This is a genomic window from Ferrovibrio terrae (genome assembly GCF_007197755.1).
GTDB classification, from domain to species: Bacteria; Pseudomonadota; Alphaproteobacteria; order Ferrovibrionales; family Ferrovibrionaceae; genus Ferrovibrio; species Ferrovibrio terrae.
In genome coordinates this window covers 829,642-844,855 of sequence record NZ_CP041636.1, presented here as the reverse complement: position 1 = coordinate 844,855, position 15,214 = coordinate 829,642, and the positions used below count along the sequence as shown (strand labels likewise).

At 65.2% G+C, this 15,214-nt stretch carries 15 protein-coding genes; 3 read left to right on the top strand and 12 right to left on the bottom strand.

Going from position 1 to position 15,214, the window contains the following annotated elements; all coding sequences use genetic code 11:
* Window positions 1-36 precede the first annotated feature (36 nt).
* Entirely contained in the window at window positions 37-450 is a 414-nt protein-coding gene (locus tag FNB15_RS03960) for a tautomerase family protein (protein ID WP_144067458.1), read from the bottom strand.
* Between the two features lie 118 nt (window positions 451-568).
* Here FNB15_RS03960 and FNB15_RS03955 point away from each other — a divergent pair, with 118 nt between their 5' ends.
* Complete coding sequence (locus FNB15_RS03955) at window positions 569-1,426, top strand: LysR family transcriptional regulator (RefSeq protein WP_144067457.1); 858 nt, start codon at window positions 569-571, stop codon at window positions 1,424-1,426.
* 53 nt (window positions 1,427-1,479) lie between these two features.
* Here FNB15_RS03955 and FNB15_RS03950 read toward each other — a convergent pair whose 3' ends face one another.
* Window positions 1,480-1,881 carry a DoxX family protein gene (locus FNB15_RS03950; RefSeq protein WP_144067456.1) on the bottom strand — a complete coding sequence of 134 codons (402 nt, stop codon included), beginning with the start codon at window positions 1,879-1,881 and terminating at the stop codon, window positions 1,480-1,482.
* A 142-nt stretch (window positions 1,882-2,023) separates the two neighbouring features.
* On the bottom strand, window positions 2,024-2,677 hold the full coding sequence (locus FNB15_RS03945; RefSeq protein WP_144067455.1) for a glutathione S-transferase family protein: 654 nt from the start codon (window positions 2,675-2,677) through the stop codon (window positions 2,024-2,026).
* A gap of 110 nt (window positions 2,678-2,787) precedes the next feature.
* Between FNB15_RS03945 and FNB15_RS03940 the strand changes: the two genes are divergently transcribed.
* Window positions 2,788-3,237 carry a winged helix-turn-helix transcriptional regulator gene (locus tag FNB15_RS03940; protein WP_246068784.1) on the top strand — a complete coding sequence of 150 codons (450 nt, stop codon included), beginning with the start codon at window positions 2,788-2,790 and terminating at the stop codon, window positions 3,235-3,237.
* A 158-nt stretch (window positions 3,238-3,395) separates the two neighbouring features.
* The gene (locus FNB15_RS03935; RefSeq protein WP_246068783.1) at window positions 3,396-4,061 is read left to right on the top strand and encodes a hemerythrin domain-containing protein; all 666 of its coding nucleotides are present in this window, start codon (window positions 3,396-3,398) and stop codon (window positions 4,059-4,061) included.
* 56 nt (window positions 4,062-4,117) lie between these two features.
* On the opposite strand, the gene FNB15_RS03930 is transcribed toward FNB15_RS03935, so the two are convergent.
* The 9 genes from FNB15_RS03930 to FNB15_RS03890 form a co-directional block, all read right to left on the bottom strand.
* A complete protein-coding gene (locus tag FNB15_RS03930) occupies window positions 4,118-9,097 on the bottom strand; it encodes a response regulator (RefSeq protein WP_185973702.1) in 4,980 nt (1,659 codons plus the stop codon).
* Window positions 9,098-9,285: 188 nt separating this feature from the next.
* On the bottom strand, window positions 9,286-9,684 hold the full coding sequence (gene rplS, locus FNB15_RS03925; RefSeq protein ID WP_144067453.1) for a 50S ribosomal protein L19: 399 nt from the start codon (window positions 9,682-9,684) through the stop codon (window positions 9,286-9,288).
* Window positions 9,685-9,725: 41 nt separating this feature from the next.
* A complete protein-coding gene (trmD, locus tag FNB15_RS03920; RefSeq protein ID WP_221932800.1) occupies window positions 9,726-10,451 on the bottom strand; it encodes a tRNA (guanosine(37)-N1)-methyltransferase TrmD in 726 nt (241 codons plus the stop codon).
* 22 nt (window positions 10,452-10,473) lie between these two features.
* The gene (rimM, locus tag FNB15_RS03915; RefSeq protein WP_144067451.1) at window positions 10,474-11,052 is read right to left on the bottom strand and encodes a ribosome maturation factor RimM; all 579 of its coding nucleotides are present in this window, start codon (window positions 11,050-11,052) and stop codon (window positions 10,474-10,476) included.
* Window positions 11,053-11,055: 3 nt separating this feature from the next.
* The gene (gene rpsP, locus FNB15_RS03910) at window positions 11,056-11,430 is read right to left on the bottom strand and encodes a 30S ribosomal protein S16 (protein WP_144067450.1); all 375 of its coding nucleotides are present in this window, start codon (window positions 11,428-11,430) and stop codon (window positions 11,056-11,058) included.
* Between the two features lie 61 nt (window positions 11,431-11,491).
* The gene (gene ffh / locus FNB15_RS03905; RefSeq protein ID WP_144067449.1) at window positions 11,492-12,877 is read right to left on the bottom strand and encodes a signal recognition particle protein; all 1,386 of its coding nucleotides are present in this window, start codon (window positions 12,875-12,877) and stop codon (window positions 11,492-11,494) included.
* Window positions 12,878-13,156: 279 nt separating this feature from the next.
* Complete coding sequence (locus tag FNB15_RS03900) at window positions 13,157-13,543, bottom strand: response regulator (protein ID WP_185973701.1); 387 nt, start codon at window positions 13,541-13,543, stop codon at window positions 13,157-13,159.
* A gap of 20 nt (window positions 13,544-13,563) precedes the next feature.
* Window positions 13,564-14,478, bottom strand: coding sequence for a DUF3108 domain-containing protein (locus FNB15_RS03895; RefSeq protein WP_144067447.1), 915 nt, complete (start codon window positions 14,476-14,478; stop codon window positions 13,564-13,566).
* 127 nt (window positions 14,479-14,605) lie between these two features.
* Complete coding sequence (locus FNB15_RS03890) at window positions 14,606-15,133, bottom strand: hypothetical protein (RefSeq protein ID WP_144067446.1); 528 nt, start codon at window positions 15,131-15,133, stop codon at window positions 14,606-14,608.
* Between the last annotated feature and the right edge of the window lie 81 nt (window positions 15,134-15,214).

Here is a 15,214-nt window from a genome sequence, read left to right as displayed (position 1 = left end):
CATGCCGCGCCGACCATTGTTCATTAGGCGGAGAGATTACGCTGCAACGCCCAGCTTGCCGGCGATGTAGCGCCGCTCCTGGGTCAGGCCGCCGAAGCCGTAGGCCGTGGCGGAAACGTCATGCACATAGACGTAGCTTTCGTGATGCAGGTCGCCCAGCAGATCGCCCATCGTGGCAAACACGGCGGCGATGAAGGCGGCCTTCTCGTCCTTGGTGTTGGTCCCATCCACGATCTTGATGTCGAGGAAGAAGCTGGCCTTGCGCTGCTCGGCCAGCGAAACGCCGCCGGCGAACCAGTTTTCGGCATTCACGGCCTCGACGGTCACGGCAGTCACTTCAGGGTTCTTGCGCAGATGCTGCGCCGAGAGCCGGCTGGCGGCGGCGGCAATCTCCTTCACGAGGCCGGACGTCTGGCTGGGGGTGGAATACTTCACCTGGATGATCGGCATGGGAGGCGCTCCTTTTCTTGGCGGGACGCGCGATTGCGTCCGTGGAGCCAAAGATAGGCCGGGCTTGATCATTACAGAATACTATCTATTCTTATATCAGTCATAACTGATACATATCATGCAGCCTGCCCTCGATATCGACTCCCTACGCGCCCTGGTGCTGGTGGCGGAGTATCGCAGTTTCACCCGCGCCGCCGAGGCGCTGGAGGCCACGCAGGCCGCGATCAGCCTGCGGCTGAAGCGGCTGGAGACGCGGCTCGGCCGGCGACTGCTGGAACGCACGCCGCGTCTGGTGCAGTTGACGCCCGACGGCGCAGCCCTGCTGACGGAAGCGCGGCATGTGCTGGCGGCGCATGATGCAGCTTTGGCGGCGCTGGAGGCCAAGCCGCAGCGGCCTCTGCTGCTCGGCATCAGCGATCAGGCCGTGGGGGCGCAGCTGCCCGGCCTGCTGGCGCAGTTGCGCGGCCGGCTGCCCGGCCTGCGGCTTGAAGTCCGCATCGGCCTGTCGCGCGATCTGTCGGAGGCGTTTGACACCGGAAAGATCGACGCGGCGATCCTGCATCATGTCGGCAAGACAACACCGCGCGGCGCGGAGCTGCTGCTGCGCGACCGGCTCGGCTGGTTTGCGGCTCCCGGTTTCGAATGGCGTGCGGGTGAGCCGCTGCCGCTGCTGGCGCTCGCTGCGCCCTGCACCGTGCGGGCATCCGCCATCAAAGCATTAGACAGCGCGAAAATCCGCTGGTCGGAGAGTTTCACCGGCGGCGGCGTTGGCGCGCTCACCGCGGCTGTCGCGGCGGGACTGGGTGTGGCCGTGCTGGGTCGCCGCGCGCGGTTGCCGGGCATGACGGAATGGACGAAAAGGCAGCGCCTGCCGGAGTTGCCCGAGACCGCCATCCTGCTGCAGTCACGCGTCAGCGATCCGGTGCTGTCGCGGGCATTGCGCGAGATCGCGTCGGCCATTCGCGCCGATCAGTAAACAAAAAAGCCGCCGGTTTTTACACCGGCGGCGTTCTTTGATGACGCTAAAGATCAGCGGCGATTATCGACGCTGAGCGGGCCGGCACCGAAGGCGGCGAAGGCCAGCAGGCCGCCGATCACGGCGAGGTTCTTGGTGAACATCAGCTTCTGCATCATCACCTGCGCTTCCGGCAGGGCCCAGAAGTTATGGAAGAAGATGCTGGCGCCCAGCGTGAAGGCGGCGAGGATCAATGCGGCATAGCGGGCCTTGAAGCCGACCAGGAAGGCGAGGGCCACCAGCGTCTCGACGACGATGGCGATGACGGCGCCGACTTCCGGCATCGGCAGCCCCTTGGAAGCGATGTAGCCGACCGTGCCGCCGAAGCCGGTGATCTTGCTGATGCCGGCCGGAATGAACAGGTAGGCGATCAGGATGCGGCCGAGCAGCGGGCCGAATTTTTCTACAAGAGCCATGGGAGTTGCGTCCTTCAGTTTATGGGATCGTGTTGTTGTCGTTGTGTTGGATGGGACGGTGCAAGTCTATCGCACCGTCCCCAAGGTCCAACAATCCTTACAGATATCCGGATAACACCTTCGTGTTATCCGAATCGCGTGATCAGGCTGCCTTGTCCATGGCCGCCAGCGCCTCGGCCTCGCGGGCCGTGGCGCGCTGCACCGCCGCACGCTTCTGCATGCGCTCGAAATGCTTGGCATAGTTCGGATAGGCCGAGACATCGAGGCCGAGCTTGGTCGCCCAGTTGAAGAAGACGAAGATATAGCCGTCGGCCACCGACCAGTCGCCGAACAGCCAGTCCTTGCCGCCGCTCAGGGCCTTTTCGATGATTGCGAAATTGGCGGCATTGGCCTTGGTCGCCAGCGTTTTCACGTTGTCAGCGCTGTCGGGCAGGTCGGTGAAATTCTGCGGGCCAAAGAAGCGGCCGAGCACCGGATGCACACCCGAGGCACACCAGGCGACGAAGGCGAGCGCCTCGGCTTCCTTCAGCGCGTCGCCGGCCGGCAGCAGCTTGGCATTCGGGTAGGTGCGGTTCAGCCAGGTCAGGATCGCGGTATTCTCGGTCAGCACCTTGCCATCGATCACCAGCACCGGAACCTTGCCCTTCGGATTCAGCGCCAGGTATTCCGGCGTGCGGGTCTGGCCCTTGCGGGTGTAGGTCGGCTTCGGATTGAAGGCGGCGCCGGTTTCCTCCAGCGCGATATGGGTCGCCAGCGAGCAGGCGCCAGGCGAGAAATAGAAGTCGAGATTGGCCATGCGGGAATTCCTCCGGTTACTGTCCGGCCATTGCGGGCGCCGGACCCTAGGCTTAAGCCATATGTAGTATCAATTTGCAAGCAGGCACCCAAACCCTCTATACTTACCAAATGGCTAGTGACAACGACGACCTCGATTTCCGCCACGCGCTGACTGCAGACGGGCAGCCGCTCTGCGCACGCATGATCTGCGCGACGCTCGACCTGATCGCCAACAAATGGGCGGTGCCGATCATCCTGACGCTGGCCCGCGCCCGTGCCGCCTCGCCGGCCCCGAACGGAGTGCCGCCGTTGCGGTTCTCGGAACTGTCGCGCGCCATTCCGCTGATCACGCAGAAGGAGCTGACCAAGCAGCTGCGTGCGCTGGAGACCGCAGGCCTGGTCGGCCGCCGCGTGCATGCCGCCGTGCCGCCGAAGGTGGAATACTGGCTGACCGATCTCGGACTGTCGCTGCGCCCGGTGCTGGACGAACTCGGCAAATGGGCGGCGAAGAACGGCCCGCGTCTCGCGCGCCCCAATTCCAAGCAGGCTGACTCCGCGCGTCAGGAAGCGGCGGAATAGCGCGCCCTTTTCGGCAAAGCGGCCTACTCATTAGACATCATTTGCTGATTGCCGACGCGGTCACAGCCTCTGACAAATCCATAGCAAGTCACTGCCGTGCGGAACAAAGCTCTGTCACGCACTGTTCCGCTGCCATGCCCCACGCCCCCGGAGGAACCATGGCAGAGCGTACCAAAACCAAATCACGGACCAGCAGCCGCAAGAAAGCCGCGTCAACGACGCGGCGCAGCACCACGGCGAAACGCGCTGCAGCCGGTCGCAAGAGCGCGACCCGCAAAACCACACAGCGCAAGTCGGCGGCATCGCGGCGCGCAGTACCGCCTGCCATCGCCAAGGCGGCACGTGAAATGAGCAAGTTGATGGAGGGCCAGTCGGCGCCGTCGGATGCCATCGCCCTGCTCGAAAAGGACCACCGCGAGGTGGAGGCGATGTTCGAGAAATTCGAAAAGCTCGAGAGCAAGGCCGAGAAAGGCCAGCTGGCCGCGAAAATCTGCACGGCGCTCACCGTGCATACGATGATCGAGGAAGAGATCCTCTATCCGCCGGCGCATAAGAAGATCGAGCATGATCTGGTCGACGAGGCGATCGTCGAGCATAACGGCGCCAAGCAGCTGATCGCCGAAATTGAGGCGATGAAGCCGAGCGAGCATCTTTACGACGCCAAGGTGAAGGTGCTCAGCGAATACATCAAGCACCACGTCAAGGAAGAGCAGGACGAGATGTTCCCGCAGCTGCGCAGCAGCGGCATCGACTTGCGGAAGCTGGGCGAACAGCTGATGCAGCGCAAGGTCGAGCTGCTTGGGCAGATGGGCGGTCGGGCATAAGGCTTGAAACCCTCACCCTCCCATCGCTGACGCGATGGGAGGGTGAGGGTCTGGCCTCAGTCCGGCCCGAAACCGATCCTGGTCAGCAGTTCGGCCAGTTCGGCGGCCAGGAATGGCTTGTCGATGAAATTCAGGTTGGGAATGCCGGCCATGCGCTTTTCCAGCATGGTGCGGCCATAGCCGCTGGCGATTACCACCGGCAATTCCGGACGTGCCGTCCGCAGCGCCAGCAGCAGCTGGTCGCCGCGCATGTCAGGCAGGCCCATATCCATCACCACGATGGCGATATCCGGGTTCTCCTGCATCGCCGTCAGCGCTGCGTTGCCACTGGTGGCGGTTTCGACATGCGTATAGCCGGCGTCGTCCAGCCCCTCGGCCAGCACGGACACCATCAGCGGATCGTCCTCGACCAGCAGCAGGCGGCGACTGCCCGCGGCAGCGGCCGGTTTCGCGGTGGCGCCCACATCCGGACCGACGCGTGCGCTGCCGATACTGTCCAGCACCGCGCGGCATTTGCGCGCCAGCGCCAGATAGGTGAATGGCTTAGACAGCAGCTGCACGCCCGGATCGAGGCGGCCGTCATGCACCACCGCATGCTGAGCATAGCCGCTGGTGAACAGCACCTTCAGCGCTGGCCAGCGCCGGCGCGCGGCCTCGCTCAACTGCCGGCCGTTCATGCCGCCGGGCAGGCCGATATCGGTGAACAGCAAGGCGATTTCCGGATGGCGCTCCAGCATGGCCAGTGCCGCCGCGCCGGTTTCGGCCTGCAGCACGCGATAGCCCAGATCGTTGAGGATGTCGCAGGAATGTCTGCGCACATCGGGATCGTCTTCCACCACCAGGATGGTTTCGTTGCCGCGTGGGATATGGCCGGAATCCTGCGGCCGCGTCCTCGTTGCCGGCGCATCAGTTCCTGGTGCATCCGCCTGGGCCAGACGCGGCAGGTAAATGCTGACGGTGGTGCCCTGCTGCAGCACGCTGTCAAGCTTCACATGGCCGCCGCTCTGCTTGACGAAGCCATAGGCCTGGCTCAGGCCCAGGCCGGTGCCATGACCGATATCCTTGGTGGTGAAGAAGGGCTCGAAGGCCTGCTCCATCACTTCCTGCGGCATGCCGGTGCCGGTATCGCGCACGCTGATCAGGACATGGTCGCCTGCGAGGTCGTGGCTGCTTTCGGCGAAGCTGACATTGCGCGTGAGGATGGTCAGCGTGCCGCCTTCAGGCATGGCGTCGCGGCCATTCACAGCCAGGTTGAGCAGCACATTCTCCAGCTGGTTCGGATCGGCGTTGACCGTCCAGAGGCCGGCTTCCAGTTCGGTGGCGATCGTCACCTGCTCGCCCAGGCTGCGGCGCATCAGGTCCGACATGCCGGCCACCAGCGTATTCACATCCACCGGCTGCGGCTCCAGCGGCGCGCGGCGCGAGAAGGACAGCAGCCGCTGGGTCAGCGCAGCCCCGCGCTCGGCGCCCTTGGCGGCATTGTCGATGGCGCGCAGCATGCGGGCCCGGTCGGGCGTCTCGCGGCGAATCTGGCGCTGCAGGGTTTCGATATTGCCGACGATCACGGTGAGCAGGTTATTGAAGTCATGTGCCACGCCGCCAGTCAGCTGGCCGATGGCTTCCATCTTCTGCGCATGGCCCAGCGCCTCTTCGGCGCGGGCGCGTTCGCTGATCTCGTTGCGCAACCGCGCATTGGTGGCGGTCAGCTCGCGCGTGCGCTCATCCACCTTCTTTTCCAGCGTGGCATTGACGTCGCGGGCAATGGCCAGCAGCAGCTCCTGCTGTTCCTCCAGCCGCTTGCGGTCGGTCAGGTCGACCACCGAACCGATGAAGCCGAGGAAAGTCTCGCCATCGAAGCGCGGTAAAGCGGCCGACATCACCCAGTGATACTGCCCGCCGGCGCCGCGCAGCTGGTATTCCATGCGGAAGGCGTCGTGACTGGCATGCGCCGCCAGGAACATGTCGCGGCAGCGCTGGCGGTCTTCGGGATGGATCGCCTCCAGGCCGCCGAAGCCCAGGGTCTGCTGCGCTGTCAGGCCGGTCAGTTCGGTCCAGCGCGGGTTGATATAGGTGCAGTTGCCGTTCGCCTCGGTGATCCAGATGATCACCGGCGCGTTGTCTGCCATGTTGCGGAATCGCGCCTCGCTTTCACGCAGGGCGGTTTCGGTTTTCCTGCGCTCGGCGATCTCGGCCTGCGCCGCCTTGTAAAGCCGCGCATTGTCGATGGCGATCGAGGCCTGCGCGGCGATGCCTTCCAGCAGGCGTTCACTGCGTTCGTCAAACACGCCGGCGTTTGGATGGCCAAAGAACAGCCCGCCCAGCACGTCGCCGCTGCGCGACACCACTGAACTGGCCAGGTAGCTCCGCACCGGCAGATGGCCATCCGGCATGCCGTGATGCGGTTCATTGTGGCCGTAGCGCGGGTCTCTGGTGATGTCGTCCGAGCGCACGATGCCTTCGCCCTGGAAGGTCGGAGCGAAGACAGCGGTGTTGCGCGGCATCGGGAATTTCGCGAAGGCGTCGCGCGACACGCCGGACAGCGCATAGAGCATGTAGCTTTCGCCGGCCTCGTTCTCGACATTGTAGAAGAATGAGCCGAAGGCAGCGCCGGTCAGACGGGTGGCCGCATCCGTCACCGCCTGCACGACCGAGTCGAGATCGAGCTGCGCCGTCACCATGGCGCCGACGCGGCTGAGGATTTCCAGCGTGGTGGCTTCCTCCACCAGGGCCTGTTCGGTTTCGCGATGCAGACGGGTGATTTCCAGGTTGCGCGCCACCCGCACCACCAGTTCGCGGGCGGAGAAGGGCTTGACCAGGTAATCGTCGGCGCCGGCATCGATGCCGTCCAGGCGGGATTCGTCGCCGGCGCGGGCAGAGAGGAAGATCACCGGCGTATGGCGCAGCAGCGGATCCGTGCGAATGGCGCGCAGCAGGCCATAGCCATCCAGCTGCGGCATCATGATATCGGAGAGGATCAGGTCTGCCGGATTGCGCCGGATCGCCTCGAGCGCCTCGACACCGTTTTCCACGGCCTCGACAACGTAGCCTTCGGCCAACAGCAGGCGGTGGATGTACTCGCGCATGTCGCGGTTGTCGTCGGCCAGCAGGACGCGGCGGCCGGCCTGCGCGGCAGTCCGGCTGCCGTAGTCCGGCGCGCCGGTCTGGTCGGGCTGGTTGCGGGTCTCTGTTGCGCCGTCCTCCAGCCAGGTCATCGCTTCGGACACGAAGCTGTCGGCCTGCGATGACTGCGTCGCCGCCGTATCGTTCAGGATCTGCCCGTCGGGCAGATGCGCGGTGCCGACCGGGAGCGTGACGATAAAGCGGCTGCCCTTGCCGGGTTCGCTGTCCACCGTGATGTCGCCGCCATGCTGGCGCACCAGTTCCTGCACGAGGGCGAGGCCGATGCCGCTGCCCTCGAAGCTGCGGCCCTGCGCACCGGCCACGCGATAGAAGCGCTGGAACAGCCGGGCCTGGTCCTCCGGCGAAATGCCGGTGCCGGTGTCGCTGACGATCAGCTGCACCTGCTGGCCATCCGCAGACGGGCGCAGCGCGACGGCAACCTCTCCGACCATGGTGAACTTGAAAGCATTGGACAGCAGGTTGAGAACGATCTTTTCCCACATGTCGTGATCGACATGCACGGGCTGTGGCAATGGAGGACAGTCGATACGGTAGACAAGTCCGGCCCGGTCCAGCAGGGATTCGAAACTGGCGGCGAGCTCGGCGGTGTAGGCGGAAAGATCAGTGGGCCGGAACTGCGCCTGCGCCCGGCCGGCTTCGAGCCGCGAGAAATCCAGCAGCGAGTTGACCAGCTTGAGCAGCCGCAGGCCGTTGCGCTGCGCGGTTTCGGCCAACGCCAGGTTTTCCGGCCGGATATCCGGTGGCCGCTTTTCGATCAGTTCTTCCAGCGGGCCGAGCATCAGCGTCAGCGGTGTGCGGAATTCGTGGCTGACATTGGAGAAGAACGCCGTCTTGACGCGGTCGAGTTCGGCCAGCGCCTCGGCGCGGCGGCGCTCTTCCTCATAGGCGCTGACGCTGGCGAGGTTGGCTTCGATTTGGCGTGCCAGCAGGTCGATGAAGCCGATGTAGTCGGGGTCGGAGCGGCGATAGGGCGCGAGGCCGACCACGGCAAAGCCGATGCAGCGGTCCGGCCCCTGCATCAATGGCACAAGGCGGGCCTGATCGCCCGCCGCGCCAGCCGGGCCCGGTGTGCCGCCCAGCCGCGTGGCCAGGTCGGCCATGGCGATGTCGCGGTTGCCGGCCAGCATGCCCTCCACCGGCAGCGGCGCCTGCGCGTCCAGCTGTATGAACCGCGGGAACAGCGCGTCGTCCGCCGTCGTGCCGATAAAGCACAGCCGGATGGCATGGTGTTCGCCCGGCGTGTCGAACAGGTACATCGAGACGAAGGGCAGGTCGGGCTGGTTGCCGAGAATCCTGTTCAGTGCCGGCCCGACATCTTCCAGCCGCCGTGTCAGCGTCAGTTCGGTGGCCAGGTCGCGCAGCAGCGTCATGCGCCGTTCGGCGATCACGCGCGCGGTGGTTTCGGTCACCACGCAGAGCATGCCGACGATATTGCCGGCGTCGTCGGGCAGCGGGCTGTAGGAGAAGGTGTGGTAGGTCTCTTCCGGGAACCCGCTGCGCTCCAGATACAGCAGCAGGTTTTCGTCCCAGGTCGCCGTGCCGGTGGTCAGCACCTGCTCGATGCGCGGCCCGGCGAATTCCCAGACCTCCGACCAGACCTTGCGCGCCGAACTGCCGAGCGCCCATTTCGCCTTCACGCCGAGCGTGGGCAGATAGGCATCGTTGCAGAAGAAGGTGAGCCCGGGCCCCCAGGCCATCCACATGGCGTAGCGCGACGACAGCAGGATGCGGATGGCGGTCTTGAGGCTCTGCGGCCAAAGATGGGCCGGGCCGAGCGGGGAGCCCGCCCAGTCATAAGCCCGCATTTTTGCGCCCATCTCGCCGCCCCCGGCGAGAAAATCCAGTCCCCAGGCGGTATTGGCGGCCGAAGCGGTTTTTAGTGTGACATCGTTCACGGTCGAAAAAGCTCCGCTACCCGATGCCTGCCTTGGCATCAGTACAGCGTATCCAACGGCTGTCGGCCAGAAATTTTCGCCAGAACAATATGAAAAAAACAAAAGCCGCCCGCCGGAACTTTTCCGGCAGGCGGCTCAGGTCAGGTGGATGGGCCGGCGTCAGTCAGGGACTGAGCCGGCGCCAGCCTTTACTCCTTGGCGGCGGCGGCCTTCTTGGCGCCCGGTGCCAGGTCGCGCTTCTCGGTGATGCGCGCCGACTTACCGGTGCGACCACGCAGGTAGTACAGCTTGGCGCGACGCACGTCGCCGCGGCGGACCACGACGATCGACTCGATGCGCGGGCTGTACAGCGGGAAGACACGCTCGACGCCTTCGCCATACGAAATCTTGCGCACGGTGAAGGACGAGTTCACGTCGCGGTTCGAGCGGGCGATGCACACGCCTTCATAGGCCTGCACGCGCTCGCGGCCGCCTTCGACCACCTTCACGTTGACGATCAGCGTGTCGCCCGGGCCGAAATCCGGCACGGCGCGCGCTGCCTTCAGGGCGTCCGACTGCTCTTTCTCGATCTGCTGCATCAGGTTCATGGCACTCAGCCTTTCTGTCTTCTGTAAGTCCAAAACGCGTTTCAATTCTTCCCCGCCGGCTTGCGCCGACGGTAACTCTCCCACAGGTCCGGCCGGCGCTCGGCGGTGATCTTTTCCGCCATCTCGCGCCGCCAGGCTGCGATCTTCTCGTGGTGGCCGGACAGCAGCACATCGGGCACTGCCAGGCCTCCCCACTCCTGCGGTCGGGTATACTGGGGATATTCCAGCAAACCGTCCGCGAAACTCTCCTCGGTGCCGGACTCTTCGGCACCCATCACCCCGGGCAGCAACCGCACGACTGCATCCAGCAGCGCATATGCGGCGATCTCGCCACCCGACAGGACGAAGTCGCCGAGGCTGACCTCGACAACGGGGCGCGCCTGCAACAGGCGCTCATCCACCCCCTCGAAGCGACCGCAGAGCAATGTTGCTCCACCTGCCGCCTTCACCTCGTGTACCAGCGCCTGATCCAGGCGCCGGCCGCGCGGCGAGAAATAGATCAGCGGCTGCCCGCCGACCTCTCCCTCAGCATCAGCCAATGTCGCATCCAGCGCATTGGCCAAAACATCGGGCCGCATCACCATGCCCGGCCCGCCGCCAAACGGCGTGTCGTCGACGGTGCGGTGTTTGTCGCGCGCGAAGTCGCGAATATCCACCACCGTCAGCGACCAGCGGCCCTCTGCGAGAGCGCGCCCGGCCAGACTCTGTCCCAGCGGACCGGGGAACATCGCAGGATACAGCGTCAGTATCCGCGCATTCCACGGCAGCGCAGCCGGGACCGTACTCAACTCACCCTCCGGCCTGTTCGGCCGCCCGCTCGGCTGCGAGCTGTTCAGCCCGGTCCTTGCGGTCCTCCTCGGTTTCCGGCGCGCCCAGCCAGAAGGCGGGTTCCACCGTCACCGTGCCCGCGGCGAGGTCCACAACGGGGACCGCGTCGTCGGTAAAGGGTACCATCGCCGAACGGCCGCTGTCGGTTTTCACCTCCAGCATGTCGCCGGCGCCGTAGTTATGGACCGCGCTGACGCTGCCCAGAACCCGGCCCGACATCATCGCCGTCAGGCCCACCAGGTCTGCGAAGTAGAACTCGCCTTCGTCGGCCTGGGGCAGGGCGGAGCGCAACACGTAGAGCTCCGTCCCCTTCAGCGCCTCGGCCGCATTGCGGTCCTCGACGCCCTTGATACGCGCAATCACCACATCGCCTTTCGACAGGCGCAGCACCTTCAGCTGGAACGTCCGCGCCGCAGTGGCATCCTGCAGGGGGCCATAGTCCCCCACCGCTTCGGGCTCGCCGGTGAAGGTCTTCACCTTCACCTCGCCCTGGATGCCCTGCGCGCCGATCACGACGCCCAGCAGAAGAGTGCCGCTCATGCCTTAGGAAGCGGCGGCTTCTTCAGCCGGCTTGGCAGCGGCGGCCTTGGCGGCTTCTTCAGCAGCCTTGATACGCTCCTGGGCCTTCGCCTTCGGCTTGCCCTTTTCCGGGTTGGTGCCGTGGGCCCATTTCACAAGGCCGGCCTTGTCGAAGAAGCGGGCGACGCGGTCGGACGGCTGGGCGCCCTGGCTCAGCCAGTACTTGCAGCGCTCGACGTCGAGCTGCACGCGCTCGCGGTCCTTCGGCAGCATCGGATCATACGAACCGATCTTCTCGATGAAGCGGCCATCGCGCGGGCTGCGCGAGTCGGCCACCACGATGCGGTAGTAAGGGCGCTTCTTGGCGCCGCCGCGGGTCATGCGGATCTTGACTGACATGGTCTTCCTTTCTTCGAACTGTTGAAACTCTGAATACCGAATACGCGAATACGAAACTCTATCAGTGCAGCTTGGGCATGCCGGGCATCCCCGGCAGCATTGCGCCCATGCTGCGCATGAAACCTTTCTGCCCCAGCTTCGACATGCGCTTCATCATGTCGGCCATCTGCAGATGCTGCTTCAGCAGCTTGTTGACGTCCTGCACCGAAGTGCCCGATCCCGCCGCGATGCGCTTCTTGCGCGAGGCGTGGATCACCTTGGGATTGCTGCGTTCGTCCTTGGTCATCGAGCCGATGATGGCTTCCTGACGCTTCAGCACGCTCTCATCGACATTGGCGGCGGCCATCTGCTGCTTCACCTTGCCCACGCCGGGCAGCAGGTTCATCACGCCCGACATGCCGCCCATCTTGCGCAGCTGCTTCAGCTGGCTGGCCATGTCGTTCAGGTCGAACTGGCCCTTCTGTACGCGGGCCGCCAGGCGCTCGGCCTCTTCCTTCTCGATCGTCTCGGCGGCCTTCTCGACCAGGCTGACGATGTCGCCCATGCCGAGGATGCGCTGCGCGATACGCTGCGGATGGAACGGCTCGAGGGCGTCGACCTTTTCGCCAACGCCAATGAGCTTGATCGGCTTGCCGGTGACGGCGCGCATGGAGAGCGCCGCACCGCCGCGGCCATCGCCGTCGACACGGGTCAGCACGATACCGGTGACGCCGACGCGCTCGTTGAAACTCTTGGCGACGTTCACGGCATCCTGGCCGGTCAGGCTGTCGGCGACCAGCAGCGTCTCATGCGGCTGCACGGCGTCGCGCACCGCGGCGACTTCCAGCATCAGCGTTTCATCAACGTGAAGCCGGCCGGCGGTATCCAGCATCACCACGTCGTAGCCGCCGAGTTTGGCGGCCTGCAGCGCGCGCTTGGCGATATCGACCGGCATCTGGCCAGCGACTATGGGAAGCACCGGGATGCTGTTCTGCTCGCCGAGAATTTTCAGCTGTTCCTGCGCGGCCGGGCGATAGACGTCGAGCGACGCCATCAGCACCTTCTTGCGCTCTTTATTCATCAGGCGCAGCGCGATCTTCGCCGTCGAGGTGGTCTTGCCCGAACCCTGCAGACCGACCATGAGGACGGGCACGGGCGGCACGGCATTCAGGTTGATGCCGGACTCATCCTCGGCGCCGGCTTCGCCGCCGAGCATTTCCACGAGATGATCGTGGACGATCTTGATGACCTGCTGGCCCGGCGTGACCGACCGCAGCACGTCCTGGCCGACGGCCCTGGACTTCACGCCGTCGATGAAGGTCTTGACCACGGGAAGCGCGACGTCGGCTTCCAGCAGGGCGACACGGACCTCGCGCAGCGCCTCGGAGACATCGGACTCCGTCAGCGCGCCGCGCTTGCGCAGCCGCTCGAAGACGTCTCCCAGTTTGCCGCTCAGAGTTTCGAACATGTCGACCCTGAAAATCCTTACGTAAGGCCAAAAGCAAAACGACGCCCGTGCGCGACACTCGCGGACGGACGGCGGTCCTCGGACCGGATTGCTTCCAAAGCTTCAGAAAGCGGGCGGAATAAAGCCCTTTGGGGGCTGGAAGTCAAGGCGGGAGGGTTGCAGCGCCCATTACCCGTCATGCCGGGCCCAGGAAGGTTTTCTTGGCCGGCATCCCAGTTTTAATGGGACCCCGGATCGAAAGGCCGGGGTGGCGCTTTTTATCATAACGAAATCAATTACTTAATGTACTAATCGCCGCAGCGCCTCGACCAGCGCCCGGGGATCGAGCGGTTTGACCAGCACCTCGTTCATGCCGGTCGCCAGGCATTCCCGCCGCACCTCGGGGCCGTCGGCGGCCGTAATCCCGATGATCGGCACGCTCATGCCGCGCGGGCCGCCGGAATAGCGGATTTCGTGGGTCGCCTTGATCCCGTTCAGGCCGGGCATGCGCACATCCATCAGGATGGCGGCGATGTCGGGCATTTCGATGAACAGGTTGATGGCGTCGCGGCCGTCGCGGGCAAAGACCGGCGCGTAGCCCAGCGCGGTCAGCAGCTTTTCAAAGACCGCGCGCCCCACCGTGGCATCGTCGGCGACCAGAATCTTGCGGGGCCCGGTCTTGGTCACGATATCGCGTGGTCAGCGCATCACTGGGTCACGGTATTCGGAACATCGGCCCGGACGAAACCCACCGGCTTCAGCCAGTCCTGCCCGTTCAGCTTTGCGCTGTTGATCCAGGTCTTGGCGGCGGCCATGCGCGAGCTGCCTTCCATCTGCACCGGCAGCCAGGCGCTGAAACCCGGCGGCTGGGCCAGCCAGATATACGTCGGCTGCTCGTCCTTCTCGCTCCACTCTGCCATGTATTTGCGGCTGTAGCCGGCGACGGGCTCCAGTTTCACCATGCATTTGAAGGCCGTGCCGCTGAAGGACGTGCGGTTATGCGGCTTGAGTGTTTCCGGCCCGAGCGGCGAGAAATGCAGGTTATAGCGGCGCCGGCCGTCATAGATCGCGTCGCTGCCCTCGCAGGGCGGCGCAGACGCAGCATCCGGTCCGCCGCGCAGCACGCGCGACACCAGCGCCATGGTCGGATCGAGCGTATCGCGCTTGAGCAGGTCGGGCACCTCTTCGCGATCGTCCTCGTCATTGGGGGGAAACACCTCGGCCACCGGCAGGCCATCGGCGCCCCAGCTCATGCGCGTCAGCCGCTTCGACCAGGTGCCGTCGCTGTCGGTGGTATAGCGCACCGGCATCACGCGGCCGTCCTGGGTAATGCGCGCGGCCGACTGGCCGGTCATCACCATGCGCATGGCCCAGTCGACCATGCCGGCGGTGCGCATCGCCAGTTCGACCTGTAAATCTTCAGCGTCGCGCCGCATCGTGAGCTGCATGTCCAGCCCCTTGGCGCCCAGCGCATAAAGGCCGAAGCCGATTTCGGCGCGGCTGACATCGGCTCTCGGGGGTGCGATCGGAGACAGCGGCGCAACCGTGCCCGGCTGCGCCAGCGCCAATGTCGCGGGCAACAGCAGCAGCGGTCCGGCAAGGACGGCGACAACGATGCGCATGACTAAAGTCTAAGCCTGTACCACGGCTTTTCCGAGACCAAAATCACGCCGGAAAAACAGGAATTTGGCAGTAAACGGAGGGTTGATGACCCGGATATGCCGCTCAGCCGGTGTTTGGGGGGGTGGATCAGGCGTCCGTGGCCGGCAATTCCCGGGCAGCCGCCAGCCGCAGGCCGCGCAGCAGGTCCTCGCCGGCGCGGCCCATATCCGGCCGGGTCTCGGCGCGGCGCAGCGCATACAGCGCGTCGATCAGCAGGCCGATCAGGTCGAGATGCTTGGCCTCGCCCGGCATCGCCCGGCGCAGCGACTGGTGCAGCAGGTCGATGCCAGCAGACATCAGCGGCCAGCGGTTGAGGGCGGCGGCCTCCGACAGCGCATCGCAATCCTGCTGCGCGTCGCTCAGGAACAGCAGCGCGGAGACGGCGTCCTCGCGGGCCTTGCCGAAACGGCCGCGCATCAGGTCGATGCGCGCCGCCACGGCGGCGGGATCGTAGGTGACGGGCGCGGGCGCCGCTGCCTCGGTATCCGGCTGCGGCGTTGTGGAGCGGGCCATGCGCGACAGATCGGCGCGCGCCTGCTCCAGCCGGGCCTGGGCGCGGGACTGCGCCTGCTGGGACAGCGAGGGGATCGGCAGATCGTCAGGGTGATTCGCCATGGCTGCTACTGGAAATACGAATCCCGGGGAGTCGCTGTCAATGTGGTTCGAGGTCATACCGCTGACAATTTCGCCAGATAT